This window comes from Treponema sp. OMZ 305 (genome assembly GCF_024181325.1).
Classification (GTDB): Bacteria; Spirochaetota; Spirochaetia; order Treponematales; family Treponemataceae; genus Treponema.
On the sequence record NZ_CP051300.1, the window covers coordinates 2,500,991 to 2,521,641 of the forward strand.

The 20,651-nt window shown below is 43.7% G+C and carries 16 protein-coding genes and 1 pseudogene; 9 read left to right on the forward strand and 8 right to left on the reverse strand.

Features of this window, described 5'->3' with window-relative positions; all coding sequences use genetic code 11:
* Positions 1-16: 16 nt before the first annotated feature.
* The 3 genes from ABK01_RS11115 to ABK01_RS11125 form a co-directional block, all read right to left on the reverse strand.
* Positions 17-964 carry a ParB/RepB/Spo0J family partition protein gene (locus ABK01_RS11115; RefSeq protein WP_371922049.1) on the reverse strand — a complete coding sequence of 316 codons (948 nt, stop codon included), beginning with the start codon at positions 962-964 and terminating at the stop codon, positions 17-19.
* A gap of 52 nt (positions 965-1,016) precedes the next feature.
* A complete protein-coding gene (locus ABK01_RS11120; protein WP_253675675.1) occupies positions 1,017-1,772 on the reverse strand; it encodes a ParA family protein in 756 nt (251 codons plus the stop codon).
* 358 nt (positions 1,773-2,130) lie between these two features.
* The gene (locus ABK01_RS11125) at positions 2,131-3,744 is read right to left on the reverse strand and encodes an ATP-binding protein (protein WP_253675676.1); all 1,614 of its coding nucleotides are present in this window, start codon (positions 3,742-3,744) and stop codon (positions 2,131-2,133) included.
* Positions 3,745-3,934: 190 nt separating this feature from the next.
* On the opposite strand from ABK01_RS11125, the gene lon reads away from it, so the two are divergent.
* Positions 3,935-6,370 (forward strand): endopeptidase La, encoded by a 2,436-nt coding sequence (lon, locus tag ABK01_RS11130; RefSeq protein WP_371922010.1) that lies wholly within the window; start codon positions 3,935-3,937, stop codon positions 6,368-6,370.
* Between the two features lie 601 nt (positions 6,371-6,971).
* Here the strand turns inward: lon and ABK01_RS11135 are convergent.
* Positions 6,972-8,471 (reverse strand): major outer sheath protein Msp, encoded by a 1,500-nt coding sequence (locus tag ABK01_RS11135; protein WP_253675678.1) that lies wholly within the window; start codon positions 8,469-8,471, stop codon positions 6,972-6,974.
* Between the two features lie 278 nt (positions 8,472-8,749).
* Between ABK01_RS11135 and ABK01_RS11840 the strand changes: the two are divergent.
* From ABK01_RS11840 to ABK01_RS11155, 5 genes and pseudogenes are all read left to right on the forward strand, one after another.
* Positions 8,750-8,845, forward strand: a pseudogene (locus ABK01_RS11840) (phage integrase N-terminal SAM-like domain-containing protein); the annotation flags it as partial.
* 584 nt (positions 8,846-9,429) lie between these two features.
* The gene (locus ABK01_RS11140) at positions 9,430-9,714 is read left to right on the forward strand and encodes a hypothetical protein (protein ID WP_212565482.1); all 285 of its coding nucleotides are present in this window, start codon (positions 9,430-9,432) and stop codon (positions 9,712-9,714) included.
* A gap of 2 nt (positions 9,715-9,716) precedes the next feature.
* Positions 9,717-10,130, forward strand: a complete 414-nt coding sequence (locus ABK01_RS11145) for a type II toxin-antitoxin system VapC family toxin (protein WP_253675679.1) — start codon at positions 9,717-9,719, stop codon at positions 10,128-10,130.
* Positions 10,131-10,273: 143 nt separating this feature from the next.
* Positions 10,274-12,109 carry a TaqI-like C-terminal specificity domain-containing protein gene (locus ABK01_RS11150; RefSeq protein ID WP_253675680.1) on the forward strand — a complete coding sequence of 612 codons (1,836 nt, stop codon included), beginning with the start codon at positions 10,274-10,276 and terminating at the stop codon, positions 12,107-12,109.
* 35 nt (positions 12,110-12,144) lie between these two features.
* Positions 12,145-12,387 (forward strand): hypothetical protein, encoded by a 243-nt coding sequence (locus ABK01_RS11155; RefSeq protein ID WP_253675681.1) that lies wholly within the window; start codon positions 12,145-12,147, stop codon positions 12,385-12,387.
* A gap of 229 nt (positions 12,388-12,616) precedes the next feature.
* On the opposite strand, the gene ABK01_RS11160 is transcribed toward ABK01_RS11155, so the two are convergent.
* From ABK01_RS11160 to glpK, 4 genes are all read right to left on the reverse strand, one after another.
* A complete protein-coding gene (locus ABK01_RS11160; RefSeq protein ID WP_253675682.1) occupies positions 12,617-13,507 on the reverse strand; it encodes a ketopantoate reductase family protein in 891 nt (296 codons plus the stop codon).
* 97 nt (positions 13,508-13,604) lie between these two features.
* Complete coding sequence (locus ABK01_RS11165; protein ID WP_253675683.1) at positions 13,605-14,852, reverse strand: NAD(P)/FAD-dependent oxidoreductase; 1,248 nt, start codon at positions 14,850-14,852, stop codon at positions 13,605-13,607.
* Between the two features lie 164 nt (positions 14,853-15,016).
* A complete protein-coding gene (locus ABK01_RS11170; protein ID WP_253675684.1) occupies positions 15,017-16,582 on the reverse strand; it encodes an NAD(P)/FAD-dependent oxidoreductase in 1,566 nt (521 codons plus the stop codon).
* Positions 16,583-16,585: 3 nt separating this feature from the next.
* Complete coding sequence (gene glpK, locus ABK01_RS11175) at positions 16,586-18,079, reverse strand: glycerol kinase GlpK (protein ID WP_212565489.1); 1,494 nt, start codon at positions 18,077-18,079, stop codon at positions 16,586-16,588.
* 530 nt (positions 18,080-18,609) lie between these two features.
* On the opposite strand from glpK, the gene ABK01_RS11180 reads away from it, so the two are divergent.
* The 3 genes from ABK01_RS11180 (at position 18,610) to ABK01_RS11190 (ending at position 20,650) form a co-directional block, all read left to right on the forward strand.
* Positions 18,610-19,134, forward strand: a complete 525-nt coding sequence (locus tag ABK01_RS11180) for a cysteine hydrolase family protein (RefSeq protein ID WP_253675685.1) — start codon at positions 18,610-18,612, stop codon at positions 19,132-19,134.
* Positions 19,135-19,534: 400 nt separating this feature from the next.
* A complete protein-coding gene (locus tag ABK01_RS11185) occupies positions 19,535-20,149 on the forward strand; it encodes a TetR/AcrR family transcriptional regulator (protein ID WP_253675686.1) in 615 nt (204 codons plus the stop codon).
* A gap of 54 nt (positions 20,150-20,203) precedes the next feature.
* On the forward strand, positions 20,204-20,650 hold the full coding sequence (locus ABK01_RS11190; RefSeq protein ID WP_253675687.1) for a hypothetical protein: 447 nt from the start codon (positions 20,204-20,206) through the stop codon (positions 20,648-20,650).
* The last annotated feature ends 1 nt before the right edge of the window (position 20,651 follow it).

A 20,651-nucleotide genomic window follows, 5' to 3' on the forward strand; every position in this document is an offset into this window, starting at 1 on the left:
TTATGTTCCTGCAATGTTATTTTGCAGCAATTTTATTATACAGCGCATCAAGATCCGCCTGCGAAAAGTATGAAATATGCACGATGCCTTTTTCAAGGTCGCCTTTAATTTCCACCTTTGTACCCAGCGCATCGATAAACTGCTGCTCAATATCCTTGACCGCAAGCTGCGCATCATCCGTTTCCGGCTGTTTTACCGGCTGCGGCGCTGATTTTTTCTGTCCGGTACGGCTGCCGTTTTTTAGCTGAGCCGCCTGCATCTCCGCGTCACGCACCGAAAGAGCCTGCTCCGTAATGCGGGTAAACAGCAGCGTTTGATCCGCCGGATTGATAAGCGAGAGAATTGCCCGCGCATGACCTGCGGTGATAGAGCCTTTTTCCAGCGCCGTCTGCATGTCGTCGGGCAGCTGTAAAAGCCGCATCGCATTGGCAACCGCCGACCTGCTCTTCCCTACCCGTTTGGCGGTCTCCTCCTGATTGAGGTTGGACAGCTGCATAATCTCCTGATATGCCTTAGCCTCTTCAATCGGATTGAGGTTTTCCCGCTGGATATTTTCGATAAGCGCAATTTCAAGCTTTTTACTGTTTTCAAATTCACGGAAGATGACCGGAACCCGTGTAAGCCCCGCTAAAAGCGCCGCCCTCGTTCTCCGCTCTCCCGCAATAATATAGTATTCATCGCCGTTTTTTTCCGCGATAATCGGCTGAATAATCCCGTGTTCTTTGATAGAAGCGGCAAGTTCCTGCAAACTATCTTCGTTAAAGGTACGGCGGGGTTGAAACGGATTGGGTTTTAATAGCGCGGGGTCAAGTTCAATCGGAGTAGAACCGACCGTATCGGCGCGATTTTGAGTACCGGCTTGTTGCGCCGCTTCTCCTCGCATCACATTCTGCTGCGGCATTACAGACAAACCGCTATCCGATTGTACATCCGAAGATTGTGCAGCAGCATCGTTTGAGCACAAATCCGTGATATCGGGAGGAAGCAAGGAGTCGAGCCCTTTGCCCAGTGCAGATTTAGGCACGGTCAAGCACCTCCTGAGCAAGTTTTTCGTAGCTACGGGCGCCGATACAGGAGGAATCATACTTGCAGATGGGCAACCCATGCGAGGGCGCTTCGGAGAGGCGAACGTTACGCGGGATAATCGTGCTGCATACGCGGTCTTTAAAATAAGCCGTAACCTGCTGCACCACTTCCTGTGCGAGCTTTGTGCGGGAATCGTACATCGTGAAAAAGATACCGCCGATTTTAAGGCGAGGGTTAATCTTTTCCTGCACTCTTTTAACGGTTTGCAAAAGGAGCGTTAAGCCCTCAAGCGCAAAATATTCACACTGCAGCGGAATAAACACTTCATCCGCAGCGGCAAGCCCGTTCAGCGTTAAAATTCCCAACGACGGGGGGCAATCAATTAAAATATATTCATATTCTTCTTTCAGGAGCGCGAGATTGTCGCGGAGAAAAAATTCTCGGGATTGCTGATCAACCAATTCGATAGTGGCGCCCGATAAATTGATATCAGCGGGGATTGCATACAAGTCCTTAACCGCCGTCGGTCTGACCGTTTTTTGAATAGGGATTTTTCCGGCAAGCGCATCATAAATACTCGGCTGCTTTTTGGAAATCCCGACACCCGACGACATATTACCCTGCGGATCAAAGTCCACAAGCAGCGTCTTTTTCCCTGCCTGTGCAAAGTATGCGCCGATATTGACGGCGGAAGTGGTCTTCCCTACCCCGCCTTTCTGGTTAACAAAAACGATACTTTTCCCCATACGGGGCAGTATACCGCATTTCCTCAAGAGATAAAAGGGGCATCTGCTAGAGATTCGCAGGTATTTTATAGTGCTTCTATCTTCCACTCCTTAATTGTTCGCGCTTGTTCATCAAACCATGTTCAAAAATGTACATCCGTGTACTTCTCTGCCGATGTACCTCCTTGTACATCGGCAGAGAACAAGTTTTGTATCAAAACATATCATCTTGCTACTGATTTATTTCCCGCCCATCCGTGGGCGTTCTGACGGCGAGTTTTTACTCATATCCGCCATGGAAGGCGGGCGTATGAAGCAGAAACGATGCTGCGTAGAACAACCGCCATCCGTGACGGATCGGTACGGGATTTAGCCTGTATTACAATAGCTCTGTCTTCCAGTCTTTGACTGTACGTTTTTCCTCATCAAATCCCGCACCGATAAGCACAATCTTCTTTCCTTCTGCCCTATACTTCGCAGCGTAGTTTTGTTCTTTTATCTGATTGAGCGCATCCTCTGCACTGCCGTTGCCGGAAAGCTTAAACTCGAATATGTAGATGCTATCTACTGTTTTAACTACACAATCCGCACGCCCTGTACTACAGTGTACTTCCGTCTGCACAAACTGTCCCATCAGTGCAAAGACGAGATACACCGCTGTCTGATAATTCTGCTCCCGCAGTTTTAAGTTTTTCTCGCTAAAATTGTCATACGGAATACCGGAAATAATCGCCTGCATCCGTTCCATAAAGGAATCCGCTTTGCCGCCGCGGATGTCTTGCACAAACCGTGCTACGGATACCCCCGTTTGTCCGAACGGCACACTGGAATACGCAGGCAAGAGATTATGTAAAAAGCCGTAGCGCACTTCATCATTGGGAAAGCCGAGCCGGTAGAGTCTGACGTCGCTGATATACTCTTTAATCGTTAAGTATCCCGCTTGAAACAAAATGGGCAACGCATCTTCTGCCAACGCTCGATATGTATCGAGTTCTTCTTCATTCAGCTCTACATTTCCATCTAAATCAGGGATATAATAGTGCGCTTCGCTTAAGTAGTTCACCAAAAATGTCGGGGTACCAGTACTGAACCAGTAGCTTTTAATCTCTTTATCATCAAAGGCATTGAGGATACTATACGGATTATACATTCCCACCCCTGCAGGATGGAACAAGTACCCGTCATACCATCGCTTTAAGGCTGCAAGCGCTTCTTGATACGTAAAGTCTTGCTCATCGGCAAGGGCTTGTATGTCCGGTTGGAAGTTCGTTTCAAGCTCTGTTTGCGTAATACCGCAGATACCGGCATAATCTTTAGAAAGGCTGATGTCTTTTAGATTATTTAAGTCGCTGAAAATACTAATCTTACTAAACTTGGTTACTCCGGTTAGAAAGGCAAAACGGATATACTGATCGCATGTTTTAATCACCGAATAAAACGCTTTGAGCATGTTACGGTATTGTTCGTTCAGCTCCTCATTCACACCCATCGTTTGCAAAAGCGGTTTATCATACTCATCCACCAGAATGACCACCTGCTTACCCGTCTTTTGGTACGCGGCTTGTATCAAAGATGTAAATCGCTTCGCATGAGATAGACCATTATTTTGCAGATTGTATTTCGGTTCTTCGGTATCTAAAAAATACCGAAGCGTTTCATCTAAAGCCCCGGTAAGTTCATACTGCCCCGTATTAAAATCCAGATACAGCACCGGATACGTTTCCCACGCTGCTCTGTTTTCCTGTACGGCTTGCTCTTCCTCCGCTTTTTCAAGGTATAGTCCCTTAAACAGTTCCTTTTGCCCTAAAAAATAGGCGGCAAGTGTTGAAAGAAATAGACTCTTTCCAAACCGCCGCGGACGGCTCAAAAAATACGGGTTAGAGAACTGAGTAAGATTCCACACAAATGCTGTTTTATCAACATAAAGACACCCTGTCCTGCGCAACTTTTCAAAACTCTGTATACCAACCGGCAATTTCCGTGAAATAGTCATGATGATAGTATAGCATCTATAACCGCTTTCCGCAATTTTCTATCGATATTTTCCTTTTGACAATGGCTTGAAAATAATACTTAATATAGAAATACAGCGCTTATTCAGGTAGATTAGACCCATTCGAAAACGAAAGTTTCAGAATAGGTCGACTGGTTCCCAAGGCAATTTATTGACTTTTCGCTGAATAATGACGATATTTAAAGCTATGAATTCAGATACTTCAAAGACTTTAGATACGCCGAACGAGGTGGATACATCAACTCAGAAAGAAGAAAAGGCGGTTATTCCAATCGAAGAACTTTTGCCTAAAAAAATCAATCTTATTCCGCTGAACGGTCGACCTATTTATCCGGGGATTTTTACCCCGCTTTTGATAAACGATGCCGACGATATCCGCTCTGTTGAAGAAGCTTATAGCAGTACCGGTTTTATCGGTCTTTCGCTGTTAAAAAACGAGACGGAAGAGCCGGGAGCCTCCGATGTGTATCAAATAGGAGCCGCTGCGCGGATTATCAAAAAAATCAACCTGCCTGACGGCGGTATCAATATTCTTATTTCAACCTTGAAGCGGTTTAAAATCCGCAAGATCGTCAACGAGAAAAAGCCGATTGTCGTAGCGGTTCAGTATCTTGAAGATGAGGAAGAAAATACAGTTGAGGTTAAGGCGATGCTGCGCGGGCTTATCGGAGAGATGAAAGAACTTTCCGAAAACAATCCGCTCTTTACGGAAGAGATGCGGCTCAACATCGTCAACATCGACCATCCGGGAAAGATTGCGGACTTTACTGCCAGCATTCTGAATATTCCAAAAGAGGAGCAGCAAAAAATACTGGAAACCATCAACGTCCGTGAACGGATGGAAAAGGTTTTTGTTCATATCAAAAAAGAAAGAGAGCTGCTCGATGTTCAGCGGAAGATTCAGGCAGATCTGAATACGCGGATTGAAAAAAATCAGCGGGAATACTTCCTGCATGAAGAACTTAAAAGTATCAAAAAAGAGCTGGGCTTGAGTTCCGATCCAAAGGATGCCGATGAAGAGAAATTCCGCAAGCTGATCGACTCATTCCATTTTGAAGGCGAAGTAAAAGAGACGATAGAAGCCGAGTTTGAAAAATTCAAGTTCCTCGAGCCGAATTCGCCTGAGTACATTGTCGGACGAAATTATCTTGAAACCGCGCTGACACTCCCGTGGAATCCTCCCGAACCGGAAGCGTATAATATAGAAGAAGCGAAAAAGGTTTTGGATGCGGATCACTACGGGCTGGAGGATGTAAAGAAGCGGATTATCGAATACCTTGCAGTACGGAAACTGAAAAACGATACGAAAGGCTCGATTGTTTTATTGGTTGGGCCGCCCGGTGTCGGTAAAACGAGTGTCGGCAAGTCGATTGCCCGTGCGATGAATAAACCGTTTTTCCGGTTCTCGGTGGGCGGTATGCGGGATGAGGCTGAAATTAAAGGACACCGCAGAACGTACATCGGTGCGATGCCCGGCAAAATTTTGCAGGGATTAAAAATCGCGAAAACAAAGGCGCCGGTCTTTATGATCGACGAGATCGATAAGATGGGGCAAAGCTATCAGGGCGACCCTTCCAGCGCTTTGCTTGAAGTGCTCGACCCCGAACAGAATATTTCGTTCCGCGACCACTACCTCGATCTGCCGTTTGACCTGTCGCATATCGTATTTATCCTGACGGCGAACACTCTTGACGGTATTCCGCGCCCGCTACTCGACCGCGCCGAAGTTATTCAACTCGCGGGTTATATCGATTCGGAAAAAGTAGAAATCGCAAAGCACTATCTGCTGCCGAAAAGCCTTGAGAAAAACGGCTTAAAGAAAACGCAGGTGAAATATTCCAAGCAGATACTGCTGCATATTGCGAACGGCTATGCGCGGGAGGCGGGAGTACGCAACTTTGAAAAGAACCTCGATAAGCTCCACCGGAAGATCGCCGTTGAGCTGGTTACCGGCGAGCGCGGCGAAAAAGACATATTTGCGCCCGATACCGCCGAAATCGAAAAGATGCTCGGCAAACCCATTTTCCGCGACGATGATATCAAGTACGCAAAAGTTCCCAGCACGGCGATCGGGCTTGCATGGACGAGCATGGGCGGCGATACCCTATTGATAGAAGCATTGCCGAATAAAGGCAAAGGGCAATTCCGCCTGACCGGTCAGATGGGCAATGTGATGAAGGAATCCGCCTCGATTGCGTGGACATGGGTGCGACACTTTGCCGATGCGCACGGTATTGCAAGCGTCAAGTGGTTTGAAAGCCACATTATCCACCTGCACATTCCGGAAGGCGCAACCCCCAAAGACGGACCCTCCGCCGGCATCACAATGACCGTTGCGCTGCTTTCGCTGTTGTCCGGTAAAGTCATTAAACCGAAACTCGCCATGACCGGCGAACTCTCGCTAACCGGTCAGGTACTCCCGATCGGTGGCTTAAAAGAAAAAACCATCGCCGCCCGCCGCAACGGCATCAAGGAGATTATCATCCCCGCCGCGAATATCCGCGACCTTGAAAAAATCCCCGAGCACATAAAGAAAGGCATTCAGTTCCATCCTGTTACTAGGATGGAGGAGGTTATACAATGTGCCTTCCCCCACACCTTTTGAAATAGACGACACATCTGCGTTGTCGCTTCACAAAAAACAGTCCTCGACGTACAGCAAGTACGCCTGCGGGTGTTTTTTGTGCGCTCCTAGCATCTGTATCGTCTATTTCAAAAGGCTTACGGAAGGGCATCTACTTCGTTGCTACGCAAAAATAAATGCTCAACGTAGCAGAACCGTCACGGATGTCCGTGGTTCCAGCAGAATCGAGTTCGCAATGCGGACTCGTCGTCAGAACGCCCACGGATGGGCGGGAGCGGTCAAGCAGAGAAAAAACTAAAAAGTTTTGCTTTTCTACTTGACAAAAAACATAGGAGTTTTGGCACAAAACTTGTCCTCTGCCGATGTAACAAGGAGATACATCGGCAGAGAAGTACAAGGAGGTACATTTTTGGACGAGGCTGTAAGGATTTTAAAGACTACCGATAGGTGCTTTTGCATGCTCGGCGCAGTGGTTCGTACTCCATAAGATGGGCTTTTGGCTAAAAAAGGAAGAGGTTAATACCCCCGACGCAAAGCATCAGGGTACAGTGTACAAATAAAAAAGCCTGCTCCGCGTGGTGCGGAACAGGCTTTTAAGTTTAGCTATGAGACCAAATATGGCTTAGTAGCTAACTTTGAGAGAAAGAACAAAACGACCTCTGTGTTCGCTGTCGATAACAGAGGACTTAATGATACCGCTGTGAGTATCAGTGTTAATTTTGCCATGACTCCATTTTGCCGTTACTTCAACCTTTTCAACCGGGCTGTAAGTTACACCAAGGTTATAAACAAGACCAACAGCTTGAGTACCATGGTTGGTTTCAAGCCAAAGATTTGCGAACGGCTTTATCCACATAGAATCGTTGATATTAACCGTATATGCACCCCAAACCTTTGTAAAGAACGGGAATTTAGAGCTACCGAGCAGTTTGTACATACCGATATAGACACCTGCATCCAAACCTTCAACAAGGTTGGTCGCATCCTCTTTATCGCCCTTTGTTGCAAACTGAGCAAATACTGCCATATCAATTTTGCTACTTCCAACTTTTGTATTGGCAGAAGCAACATACACACCTGCGCCTACCCATTTGTATTCAGCAGTAAATACGGTATCCCAGTCAAATGCTTTGTTATCAAACACATATTTACCATCAAAACCAGCCTTTAACTTTAATCCATCCATCGGCTCTGAGGTTACTTCAAAACCGAGATTAAGAAGACCATCATCAACCTTTTTATACTGTTTACCAAATGTAGAGTTAACGGTAAAGGCAACTGTAAGCATTTTATCAAGCGGCTTCATAGAAAAATCAAAGCCGATTCCGTAGTGATACACCTCGGCATCGCCATTCTTTGTAGCGGTAAAATAATAGTCACCAGCCGGTGGGAACCACAGAGGATCGCCATGCCATGTGCCCTTACCACCACCTTCGGTCCACTTCCAGTCCTTTGTATCAGGATCGTATATGTAGATATATTCACCCCCTTCCAATCTGGTAGAACCATCAAAATGTTTCATATGCTGGATTCCGGACGGATCGTCAGGAGCCCAGTTGCTGCTGGAACCAAGTTTTAAACCGACATCCAAGGCCATCAAGTCCTTATTTGCATAGCCGATCTTTGTACCATAGCCACCAAATGAGGGCTTAAATCTATAGTCTTCTGGTATATACTGATCGGTATCAACAGGTTCCCATATTTTAGCATAGTCTGTTGCAAAGCTCGGCTTATTGAAGACGGTTACATAAGCGTCATAGATAACCAATTTAGCGGCAAGTTTGTCTACCTTCCCGTCCATGATAAAACGTCCACCGCTATCTTTTTCGCTGACAAGATTCAGCCCCACATCCTTTAAAGTAACTTCGCCGTATACGGGTACATCACTCTTGGTAGAAGTTTTATTAGCCTTCTTGAGGAGCGGGAATGTTACGTTCCAAGAAGCTTCGTTCTTGAATCCGTTCTTAAAACCCGGTTTAGTCTTTGAGCCAAGGTCAAATCCCCAGCTTAAGGTTGCGTCGGCTTCAATATCGACGCTCGGTTCGGTAGTTGTAGCTTCTTCTGCCCACACAAAAGTAGCAGCAAAAAGAATAGTCAAGCTTACGAGTAGATATTTTTTCATAATGAAAAATACCTCCTTTAATACTTTTTTGGCCAAAGCGTAACACGCTTTTTAGCGACCAACTTTAATTAGATATATGCTATAAGATTTTTTTTCATTTGTCAATCATTAATTTTGTAACTTTTTTGCTTTTTTTTTGTTACACGCAATCTCTCTTCCATATAATCATAAAAGCAAGAGTTATCCTCGCTTCTGTAAAATTGAGAAAGTAATGACAGCGATCCGCATGAAGCGATAGTTTTGAACACCGGAACGATTGGGGAAAGCGATACGCCTATTCCGATGCGGAGATAAATCCCTTTGTGAGCTATTTTGCAGTAAAAGAAAAAGTCGCTGCTTCAAGTCAAAATCAAGCGCTTGCCGCTCTTTTGTTTCCCTAACCGCGGTGATCTTGGCGAGCAAAGCCCTATAGATAGGCTGTAATTTTTCTTTAGCCTGTTTAGTGATGATAGGTCTAATCCGGCTGTTGATGCTGTGTGCAGGTTAATATTATGGCAGAAAGATTTAATTTCTTATCTTGTAGCAGTTTAGATTGTAAACGAGTAGTTTTTATGATACTCTGAGAAAAGGTCGAAGCGAATGTTAGGTTGATGTCGCGCTGCGGCACTTCAAAAAATAAGTCTGGAGAAAAAAAATCCATAAGTATTGAAAAATAAATTTTAGTTGTTAAAATTACAGGTAATGAATATTTTAGAAAATATTATAATTATTGTAAGGATAATCATAAAACCTTAGGCTGATGCCGCAGAGCGATACCTTCGTTGTAAGTGAAACTTTCAACATATATTTATAATCTATTTGTTAATGGGAGAAAACAGGAATTCGTAATATGAGATTTTTAAATGCAGTACTGGGAAATGTAATGTCAAAGTCAATAATATGTAAATATTTCGGGCGGTTTCCGTCTGACTTTATATAAATCACAAAGAAATATAGTAGTTGAATCTAGGAGGATTATATGTCTGATACAATGATAAATACATCAAAAAAACGATCTTATCAAGTTCCATATGAAGTTTTGGAAAAAAGGCTTGAATCCATTCCTGTTGAATTTCTTTCAGATGTTTCTGATTTTTTTGATTTACTGGATTATAAAATAAATGTCATAAAATCTCAGAAGAAAGATAAACTATCAACTGAAGCAGGAATGGATTTATTAAAACAGATTACAGGCTGTATTTCTTCAGATATAACTATTGAAGATGCCAAATCGGAGTATTTTTCTGAAAAATATGGATCGTAAGTATGAAAATATTAATTGATACAAATATTATTCTTGATATTGTCCAAAATAGAAAAAAATTCTTTGATGCATCAAATCAAATTTTCAAAGATTGTATTTGTAAAAAACACACAGGTTTTATTACAGCGCATTCAATTTCCGATGTATTCTTTATTTCCAGAAAATCTTATAATATTGAAAGCAGAAAAAGTATAATAAAACTGCTTTGTAATTTTTTCACAATTTTATCAGAAAGAAAACAAGATTTTCTTGCTTTTGTAGACAATGCAGACTGGAATGATTTGGAAGATGCGCTTCAAATGAAATGTTCGGAAAATGCAAATCCGGATTATATCATTACACGAGATGCTGAAAATGGATTTAGGAATTCTCCTGTCAAAATAATTAGTCCGGAAGATTTTTTAAATCTAAAATGAAATAAAACCTAACACCCGCTTCAACCTGACATTGCGGACGAGCCGAAAATGCAGGTTAAGCGGCAGTTATGTGGACAGCCCTGTGGGCAGCTTTTTTCATGAGGAATAGTATAAAAATCAAAAATAGAATATACTTAATTAATATGAATAAGTTGAAAACAACTTTTGCAAAAAAAGATATTCAAAATAGATTTAATATTTCTCTTGCCACTGTAAACAATTGGATAAAAACCGGTGTCATTCCATCTCCTAAAGACGGATATTATACAAAAGATGTATACTCAGCTTTGATCACTTCTATTGAAACAAGTACAAATAGATTGCAATCAAGAGCCAATCGCTCATACCAAAAATCTTCAGATCTTATATTTTTAGGAATCAAAGATAAAAAAAGAAAAGAGCTTCTTGTAAAACTTATTGAGGAGTTTGAAAACAGTAATCTCTCTATTCCGGAAGCAGTCGCTTGTCTAGGAAAACAAATTCTTATAAACAATAATTTATACGATAAAAACTCAGAAATTTTTACGAAAATAAATAGTATTTATAACGGTAAAAATATTTTCCAAAATTTTCATATAGAAAATAAGAACGATGATATTTTAGGTGCTTTTTATCAATCAGTGCAAAGTATTGCTAATAAATCAAAAGATGGTTTATTTTACACTCCTGCTGAACTTCTTACTTCAATCGAAATTCCATTGAAAGCAAAAGTGTTAGATCCTTGTTGCGGAAGCGGAAGTATTTTAATCAATACACTTACGAAGCAGCATAATCCATCAAATATTTTTGCCTTTGATATTGATGAAACCGCTTTGTTAATCTGTTATATCAATCTTGTTCTGTTTTTTGAAGATGCATTTATTTCTCCTCATATTGAACGGCGTGATTTAATTTTTACGGATACAAATAATTTGTTCAACCAAAATAAGGAAAAATATGATTTTATTGTTACAAATCCGCCATGGGGAAGTAAACTCTCAAAAGAACAGAAAAATTTTTTGTTAGATGCTTATCCGCTTTTAGATACAACAGAAGTTTTCAGCATTGCTTTATATAATTCAATGCAAAAATTATGTGAAAAAGGTGAATTAAATTTCTTCCTTCCGGAATCCATATTAAATGTTTCAACTCATAAGAATATTCGAAATTTTTTATTAAACTCTCATCGAAATATAGATATTCTACCATTGGGAATGGCATTTAAAGGGGTTCAATCAGAATGTGTGCTTTTAAAGCTTTCTGAAATTGTAAAAGGTTGTATCAAAATTACTGTTAAAAAAGAAAAAACGAACAAACTCAATATACATAATATTTCTGCACCGGATTATTTTATATCTTATACTATTTCTGAAAATGATGATAAAATTTTAAATAAGATTTATTCTGAATATTCCGTGAAACTTCCCACCGATACGAAATTTGCTTTAGGTATTGTAACAGGAAATAATAAAAAATATGTTCACAAAATCAAGGGTGGAAATGAAGAAGCTGTGTTTCGAGGAAAAGATATATTACCGTATAAATTAAAATCACCGGAAACTTTTATACGTTTTACTCCTGAGATATTTCAACAGGTCGCTCCCGTAGAAATGTACCGTACTAAAAAAATTGTGTATAAATTTATTTCCGATAAAATTGTCTGTGCGTTAGATAGCAATAGCTTAATTTTAAACAGTGCCAATGTTATTATATCTAATAATTATCCAATGGAAATCTTAGTTTGTTTGTTCAACAGTCCAATCTATTCTTTTATCTATCAGAAAAAATTTAAATCAAAAAAAGTATTAAAACAACACTTTCAAGATTTTCCATTACCTATATTAAACAATGATCTAATTAAATTATTTTATGATGTATATGCAGACATATTGGCAGGTATAAAGAAACAGGAACATGCCGATAAAATCATTTGTTCCTATTTTAAAATATCAGATACCGAATACAATTACATTAAGGAGAGTGTTTATGGAAACACTTGAAAATGAATTGGAGTTCTTGATTTCAAAAGTCAAAAATGCTGATAATTTTTGCTCTGAAATTGAAAACATTCAAAAATGTATATCCGTTCAATAAATACGAGTACATTATAACAAAACTTGTTGAAGAAAAGATTCTTTCTTATGATGATTATCTTGAGCTAAGAAATGATTATGAAGGGCAAGTAATGATTACTCGTGAAAACATTGCTTCCATACAGAAATTCCAAGTTGAAGGGCGAGCATTAAGACAAGCAATAATTGAAAAATATGAAGGATAACGCATAACAATAAATTCAAAGCCGACAAACCAGTCAAGCTGGTTTGCGGTTTAAAACAATGTTATGTGGACTACCCTTCGGGCAGCAAGAAGGAGAAAAATGGAAACAGAAATTCTGACAAAATTTAAATATCAGATGCCAGAAACTGAATATTCTAATGATTTTCTGAAGGTATCAAAGCTCCTACAGCCGAATATGCCCATACAGATTTGCCGCTTTTGTCAATGTATCAACAGCTTTTTCCAGTTGTCCTTTCAAGATATCGGTAGAATTGTATGTGTAGCTGCTTCATTTCATCGGGAGCTTTCATCGAGTGGTGGTACATAAACATATATCCGAAATGGCTTTTAAAAATGAGTGTAAAAATAATCTGTAATATCCGGACGGGTAAAAGTCTTAAAAGATGCATCTTAGGCGGAGAAAGTTTTATACCGAAACGATATAACATAGTAAAGTTGCTTTTAATTTGTTGTGCAGTATCATACATTACTGCGATTTCTTTCCAAACCGTTTCCGGATTTTTTGCTTTGTAATACGCATCGGCAATCGGAACGACCAGCGCCAGATGGCAGACTTGCCAGCAGTGCATATTTTTTACAATTCCATGCGGTATGTTCGATACCCTAAAAATAACCGCTAATTTTCCCAACCGTGCCGATCGGTTTCCGTTAATTTCAGCAAAGGTTGTAACTTGAATAATACGCGGTGTAAAGTCCGCTTTAAGGATGCCGTTTTCATAACTGCCTCCTGCCCCCGGAAATGCCGGTATAATGCGCCCTGTTCCGCAAATACGTTCCCAATTACTATACGGTTCAAGCGTATTTACCATTGTAACAATATTCGGGCTGATATTGTACTTCAACTCTTTTAACGCCTTATGCACCTGATTTTCTTTTACGGTTAGAAAGATAAAATCATACAAATCATCATTTCCCAATGTACCGATAACGGTAACATTTGCTCTGTGGATGGTGCCGTTTTTTTCATACTGTAGACCGAGGGTTTGCAGTGTTTCAAGTCTTTCCCCTCGTGCGTACACAGCGGTGTTATATCCAGCTTCAGCAAGCGCGGCGGCATACAAACTACCGATTACACCTGCACCGTAGATTAAAAGCTTCATGGTAGACTTCCTTGAAATGCGATGTTCTCGCATCGTGCTATTTGTTTCTGCAGACGCCTCTTAAAACCTTTCAGATGGAGCAGGTGCAATCACACCATTACTGCGCTGTAACTTCTGCGGTGATCGGTTCCGTCAAGGAACGTATCTTTTCGGCGCTCAACGGTATGTTGATCATTTCGGAGGGAATCATGCGGGCAATCCGTTTTGTTGCAAGCACTGTGTTTCCCGATTTTACCGATACGGTGGCATTTTGGTAGATGGCATCCACCCGCATGAAGAGATTTACTCCGTCGGGCATGTGCGTCAACACTTTGCGCGGCATCACATAGCGGATACCTTTGCCGGGCGTACAGGGAACGGAAGCCGAATCGGTCAGCGCACCGAGCGCGTATAGCCCTGCGTGTTTACCGGCGATTCTGCTTTCCCGTGTTACAAAGTCTACGATATCGTGTACATGCAGCACATTGCCGCAAGCGAAGATCCCCGGTATTTCGGTTTGCATAGCGCTGTCAACCATCGGTCCGTTGGTAATCGGGTCGAGCGGAACACCGGCTTTTACCGAAAGCTCGTTTTCAGGAATTAAACCTACCGAAAGGAGGAGCGTATCGCAGGGGTAATACACATGCGTGCCTTCGATTTCGTTAAAATGCGAATCGATTTGCGAAACGGTAACGCCTTCCAGCCGGTCTTTCCCGTGGATAAAGCTGATATTATGGCTCAAAAGAAGCGGGATACCGTAGTCTTCCAAACATTGGGCGATATTCCGGTTGAGCCCGCTCGAAAACGGCATAATCTCTACGACGGCTTTTACCTTTGCACCTTCGAGTGTCATACGCCGCGCCATAATCAGGCCGATGTCGCCGGAACCGTAAATAACAACTTCGCGCCCCATGCGGAAGCCTTCCATGTTCATCATCCGCTGCGCCATGCCCGCAGTATATACACCCGCCGGACGGTACCCTTTTACGGCAATCGCGCCCGCAGTGCGTTCGCGGCATCCCATCGCAAGCACCACAGCTCCTGCACGGATGGTTTTAAGCCCGTCCGTTGCCGCCGCGGTGATGACCCGATCCGGCGAAATATCGAGTACCATCGTATTCAGCATTATCTGAATATCCGTTTGCGCAGTCTGCATAATAAAGCGCTGCGCATATTCCGGCCCGGTTAGTTCTTCTTTAAATTCATGCAAGCCGAAGCCGGCGTGGATACATTGATTGAGGATGCCGCCTAATTCGCGGTCGCGTTCGATAATCAGAATTTTTTTTACGCCGGTTTCCCGCGCGGCGAGGGCTGCCGCCAAACCTGCGGGTCCGCCTCCGATCACTACAACATCATATTTCATCATGCTCTTTTTCCGTTTAATCAACAACCCCGACGCAAGCGTCGGGGTATGTTGTTCTCATAAGGTGGTTGCAGTCGGCTTTAATACCCTTTGTTACGACGCAAGCGTCGGGGTATTAAACCCTCCGCACGAATAAACCTGTTCGGAACCTTCCGTTTTTGAACAGGTTACCTTGAATGCTTTGGAGAATTACCGCTGCGGCCTTCACTCTCTGCGGTGTTCTTTAACCTCCCCAACACGATCTCCGTACCCCTGTCCGATTTGGCAATGTTTTCCATCGGCAGCTGTAATTCCCTACTGAGGATTTCCAAAACGCGCGGCGTACAAAAGCCTCCTTGACAGCGTCCGGTTCCGGGGCGTACCCGCCGCTTAACACCGTCAACGGTACGCGCTCCGGCAGGGCGGCGGATTGCTTCAACGATTTCCGCCTCCGTTACCGTTTCGCAGCGGCAGATAATCCGTCCGTAGAGCGGATTTTCCGCAATCAGGGCTGCCCGCTCTTCGTTGGAAAGGGCGGAAAACTGACTGATACCTTTCCGTGCACTAACAACCTGCGGCTTTTTTATCAGCTCCGCTCCTGCATACTGCAAAAGCTCCGCAACATATTCGGCAATTGCCGGCGCCGAACTCAATCCGGGAGATTCGATGCCTCCGGCGTGAATAAATCCCTTTGCATGCTTTGAAGCATAGATCATAAAGTCGCCGGTACTCGGGCGGGCGCGCACACCGGTAAAGGTGCGGACGGTTTTTCGGAAGTTGAGCGCCGGTACCGATTTTTTTGCCGAACTGTCAATCTTGTTCAGACCGGCAAGCGTTGTCGAAGTATCCTCGCGGTCGTCAACGTCCTGTGCCGTCGGCCCTGCCAAAAGGTTGTTATCATAGGTGGGGGTTACCAGAACGCCCTTGCCCATTTTGGTCGGCGCCTGAAAGATAACGTGATGCACCAGATCGCCGCACACCTTATCCAACACACGGTACTCACCTTTGCGGGGATTGATAGTGTAATCGTAGTCGCCGATCATCGCGGCAATCTTATCCGCGTAGAGTCCTGCGGCATTGATAACATACTGCGCAGTAAAAACACCTTGCGTGGTTGTGACGGAAAAGCCATTTTCTTGCACCGACGTTTGTGCAGTTACAGTTTGGGCGGCACCATCCCGTGTTTGAACGGCAGCGCCATCCGTCTCTGTGCCGCTCCTGATTTTTTTTATGCCGGTTACCTCGGCATCGCATATCAGCTCAACGCCGTTTTCTACCGCATTTTCGATAAAGGCATACGTCATCCCAAAGGGACACACGATACCGGCAGTCCCGCAAAACAGTGCGCCCTTCGTTTCGGGCGAAAGGTTCGGCTCTTCCGCTAAGGTCTTTTCCCGATTCCAAATCTCAAGCTCCGGCACGCCGTTTGCAATGCCCCGTTCATAGAGCTTTTTAACTTCCTCCATATCTTCATCGGAGAAGGCGACAACTAACGAGCCTATCTGTTTAAAATGAAACTGAAGCTGCGGCACAAGACGGCGGATCAATTCATTTCCGCGTACATTGAGACGGGCTTTTAATGTGCCCGGTTTTGCATCAAAGCCTCCGTGCACAATAGCGCTGTTTGCCTTAGAGGAACCTTCGCAAACCTCCGAATGCTTTTCGAGCAATGCAACGCTCAGCCGGTACTGCGACAGTTCCCGCGCAATAGCACACCCGACAACCCCGCCCCCAATTATAATCACATCATACATGAGTTAGTCGTCCCAATCCATGGCACGTCTTATCGCCTTTTGCCAACCGGCATAGCGCTGTGTCCGCGCCGCTTCGTCCATCTGCACGGTGAATGCGCGGTCTACTGCCCAGTTGCGTTTAATTTCTTCCATATCTTTCCAGAAGCCGACTGCCAGTCCCGCCAAGTACGCGGCGCCGAGTGCGGTTGTTTCCAGAACCTGCGGACGGTGTACCGGTACGTTGAGAATATCAGCTTGGAACTGCATTAAAAAATTGTTGACCGCCGCACCGCCGTCTACTTTCAGCGCCTTGAGCATAATGCCGGAATCTTTTTCCATTGCGGAAAGGACATCCCGTGTCCCGTAGGCAATCGACTCAAGGGTGGCGCGGACAATGTGTTCACGCTTTGCGCCGCGGCTTAAACCCACAATCGCACCCCGCGCATACATATCCCAATACGGAGCGCCGAGGCCGGTAAAGGCGGGCACAACGTATACGCCGTTGGTATCTTCTACCCGCTCTGCGTAATACTCCGTTTCGGCGGCATCGTACACCAGTCTGAGCTGATCCCGCAACCATTGCACGGCTGCTCCCGCTACGAAGATGCTTCCCTCAAGCGCATAAGACACCGTATCTCCGATGCCCCAAGCAATGGTCGTTAAGAGTCCATTCTTGGAGATAATCGGCGTAGCGCCGGTGTTCATCAGCATAAAGCAGCCGGTGCCGTAGGTGTTTTTCGCCATGCCCGCTTCGAAGCACGCCTGTCCGAACAGCGCCGCCTGCTGATCTCCCGCGGCTCCTGCAATAGGGATGTCGGCGCCGCCGAAGGTGCGTTCATCGGTTTTGCCGTACACGCAGCTTGACGGCTTTACCTCCGGCAGCATGATGCGCGGAATATTCAGTTCCGTCAGAATTTCATCATCCCATTGCAGGGTGTTGATATTGAACAACATGGTGCGGGATGCATTGCTGTAGTCGGTAACGTGTACCTTGCCGCGGGTCAAATTCCAGATAAGCCATGTGTCGATATTCCCGAACAGCAGCTCGCCCCGTTCCGCCCGCTCGCGTGCTCCCGCAACATTATCGAGTATCCATTTTATTTTCGTGCCGGAAAAATAGGCGTCGATGATAAGCCCTGTCTTTTTTCGTATCGTATCCGTCCAGCCCTTTGCTTTGAGTTCGTCGCAGATGGAAGCGGTACGGCGGCACTGCCACACAATCGCATTGTATACGGGCTTTCCGGTATTCTTATCCCACACGACGGTGGTTTCCCGCTGGTTGGTAATCCCGATTGCTGCAACCTCATCGGGGCGCGTTCCGGTTTCTTCCAATACTTGTCGGGCAACACCGCTCTGTGTCCCCCAAATTTCCATAGCATCGTGTTCCACCCATCCCGATTTAGGAAAAATCTGAGTAAACTCTTGTTGTGCCGTAGCGATAATCGTACCGGCTTTATCAAATAAAATAGCACGGGAACTCGTTGTCCCCTGATCGAATGATAAAATATACTTTTTCATGCTATAAAGAACCTCTAAAAACCTCAGCTTTTAGAGGTTTTCCTTAAACTTATTTGCGATGTTTCGGCAAAGCCGAAACTTGACGGGCATCTCTAAAAATCTAACCGAGTTTTTAGAGATGCCCTATATACTATAAAGCGGTTTTGACAATTATGCAAGTTCAAGGCCGAAGGGAAACGCATCCGGCCGTTTTTTTAATACCCCGCGGAAAAATTGATACTATTCGACCAGAGTTGAACCTCTTCGCGGTTCAAATGGTCTCATAGTCTCAATTTTTTCGCGATTTTTATCTACCCTGCCTGATGCGTTTACCTATTTACTGGAAAAATGTGCGAAATTTTAGGCAAAATTTCGCACAGAAGGAAGGCCACCGCTAAAAATATTTTTAATGCGGTCGCCTTGACTTGAAATAAACGATAGAAAATTATATATGAGAATGTATGCATCAGTACATGGCGCCTTTAAAAATCTAACAGGGGGTTTAGCGATGCCTCTATGCGAGAAAATATCGGATTGACGGAGGATTTTCAATGAAAGATGTGTTAGTGGTTATCGATATGCAGAATGATTTTGTCAGCGGGAGTTTGGGTACAAAAGAAGCGCAGGCGATTGTGCAAAATGCCGTAAAAAAGATTGAGACCTTTAAGGGGCACATTGTCTTTACGCAGGATACACACCCAAGTTCTTATTTGAAATCTCAAGAAGGAACGTTTTTACCTGTTCAGCATTGCATAAAAAACACGGAAGGGTGGGAACTTGTTGCTCCGGTAAAAAAACTCATGACCGATCAAGTCTATGAAAAGCCGACTTTCGGTTCACTTTCGCTGGCGGAAGCCTTAAAAACTTTAAATGAAAAAACACCGATCCATTCTATTACACTGATAGGATTGTGCACGGATATTTGCGTTGTGTCGAATGCGCTGTTGTTAAAAGCTTTTTTCCCCGAAGTCCCCATTCATGTCGATGCCGCTTGCTGTGCGGGAACAACGCCCGAAAATCATAAGGCAGCGCTGCAGGTTATGAGGATGTGTCAAATTATTATCGAAAATGAATAGCCGAGACTGAATAAGATTATGGATTCTACGATACGATTGCTCCCTGCCGATGCGGTGTACACTGTGTATGAGCGGCTGCGCTTGGCGAAGAAAGCTTGAAAGGCTATATCAATTTCATTAATTTGTATCCGACAAAGGCAAAGCGGATTATCGCGCTTAGCAAAATTCTGATAGACCACTATTATTCAAAAGTACCGCATTGGAAAGCCTTCCGTGTGTCGGGCGGAAAACGGCAAATGTTGTGCTGAATGTAAAGGTTGTTGCGGAAATTATCCTCTGATGTAAAAAATCTTGACCCTGCAAAAAATATCCGCTACCATAGCAGTGATATATAGCGTCGGTATATTTGGCATCTGTAAAGCGATAGTTTTTGAAGATACCGATCAGCATGGGGTAAAAAATGGGCGTATCAGATACACAGAAAAAAATATTGGAAGTCGGAAAACAGGAATTTTTGGAAAAAGGTTTTAAAGATGCATCGTTAAGGAAAATTGTAGCGGATGCCGGATTTACACAGGGGGCATTCTACGGTTATTACCCCGATAAGGAAGCACTATTTACCGCGCTGGTATCCGAAGCGGCAGACGGTTTGGTTGAACAATTCAAACATGCGCAAGAAGCTCACTTCGATTTAATCGAAAAAAGTGAAACACAATTCAGCAGAAAACTGTCTACGGAATATCTGCAGATTTTCGTAAACTATATTTATGATAATTTCGATGCATTTAAACTCGTAATTTGCCGGTCTGCCGGAACAAAGTACGAGCATTATATTCACGACTTAGTTGAGCTTGAGGTATCTGTCGCCGAAAAATACTACCGCCTTTTACGGAAACAGGGCAAGCTTGAAGGTACCGTAAGCCGTGAACTGCATCACATGATTACAAGCGCGTATTTTACCGCCGTGTTTGAAACCGTTGCGCATGACATGACTCGCAAAAAAGCGCTTGAGTATGTAAAAGAACTGGCTGTCTTTTTTAACTGCGGTTGGGACGGTATTTTAAAGCTAACGTAAGATTGTGAAGTGGTGTCGCTGTAAGGCCTAACGACTAACGATATGAGGAGTACTATGCGTTTTATAATTGAAACAAAAAAATCAAAAGATGAGATTCTTCAAATAATACGCGACAATACTTACATAAAAACTTCTGTATTTGATTTTCCCAAAGGGGACAAATATTTTGAAGGGAGCGTATCTGAAAATTCATTTAAAATTTGTAGATGTATACATTATCGAAATTCATTTTTGCCTTTGATAATCGGAACTATTGAAGCACATGAGTATGGTTCAACAATCAACATCAGAATGAGAATGGCTATCCCTGTTATCGTTTTTTTAGTTATATGGTTGACCGGCGTACTTGCGGGATGCCTAATAGTTCCATTCGCCGGATTTCCCATGCCGGCTGCTTTAGTCCCTTATATCATGCTTGTTTTTGGGATTTTGCTTGTCATAATCCCAAATAAAATTGAAGCTAAAAAGGCAAGAGAAAAGTTAGAAGAGCTTTTAACATAAG